This window comes from Fischerella major NIES-592 (assembly GCF_001904645.1).
GTDB classification, from domain to species: Bacteria; Cyanobacteriota; Cyanobacteriia; order Cyanobacteriales; family Nostocaceae; genus Fischerella; species Fischerella thermalis.
In genome coordinates, this window is the sequence record NZ_MRCA01000002.1 from 433,660 (window position 1) to 434,844 (window position 1,185).

Genomic DNA, 1,185 nt, shown 5'->3' on the forward strand with positions numbered 1-1,185 from the left:
TCAATCCGGGAGCCTCCGAATCCCGACGAGTGATGGTAGGTAGAGTCATGGTTGGCTTTGCGCTTGCGATCGCTGGTTATTTTGGTGTGAACCCGCCTGGTTTTGTGGCTCAGGTAGTAGCGTTTGCCTTTGGTTTAGCTGCGGCTAGCTTTTTCCCGATCATTATTTTGGGAGTATTCGACAAGAGGACAAACCGAGAAGGAGCGATCGCTGGTATGATTGTCGGCTTGTGCTTCACTATATTTTATATAGTCGGAGTGAAATTCTACGGAATGCAGCCTTGGTTCTTCGGAGTCTCTGCCGAAGGAATTGGCACTCTTGGTATGTTAATCAACTTCGTTGTCACTTGGAGCGTTTCTCGACTCACACCACCTCCACCACTGGAAGTCCAAGAGATGGTTGAAGTACTACGAACCCCTGGTGATGAACCACCAGCAATTGAGGAACTGGATGAAGATCATCTGGATTAGTAGGTAGGGGTGTTTCATTCCCTCAAACAAGTAAAATTTGCAAGTATTGAGGGAATTGAATAATTGTGGCAAATCTCTCCAAAGACAGAGCGATCGCTTTCTATTTGACCTCTTGCACGAATATTTGATAAGGAGGAATGAACCGCAAAGGCGCGAAGGACGCAAAGAAAGAAAATTTAGTGCAGCCGCACAGCGCGCGCGGTCTAGGCTATTTTGTCATTTGGCATCAAGCCAAGACGGCAAGTAGTCTCACCAATTACCCATTACCCATTACCAATTACCGACCCCAACGGATAATATCAGTGTTCAAACGGATATGATATGAATGGATTACCGTTGAGCGTGGGGAACTTACGGTGAGTTAGTTAGAATTAGTTAGATGTCTCCATGCTTAGTGTTTTTTCGTTATGACCATGCACAATTCTATAGATTTCCAAGACGTATTTGATGTCATCGTCGTTGGTGCTGGTCACTCTGGTTGTGAAGCAGCGCTTGCTACCGCACGCCTTGGTTGCCGTACCATGCTGTTGACACTCAACTTAGATAAAATTGCTTGGCAACCTTGTAATCCAGCAGTAGGTGGGCCTGCTAAATCTCAGTTAACCCATGAGGTGGATGCACTTGGTGGAGAAATAGGTAAGATGGCAGACCGTACTTACCTGCAAAAGCGGATTCTCAATTCTTCGCGGGGTCCTGCGGTGTGGGCATTACGCGC

At 46.8% G+C, this 1,185-nt stretch carries 2 protein-coding genes; both read left to right on the plus strand.

Annotated elements, in window-relative coordinates:
- A partial coding sequence (locus NIES592_RS05820) for a sodium:solute symporter family transporter (protein ID WP_443134927.1) occupies positions 1-470 on the plus strand: 470 nt, incomplete at its 5' end.
- A 407-nt stretch (positions 471-877) separates the two neighbouring features.
- The coding region (locus NIES592_RS24380) for an FAD-dependent oxidoreductase (RefSeq protein WP_178379492.1) at positions 878-1,185 on the plus strand (308 nt) is incomplete at its 3' end.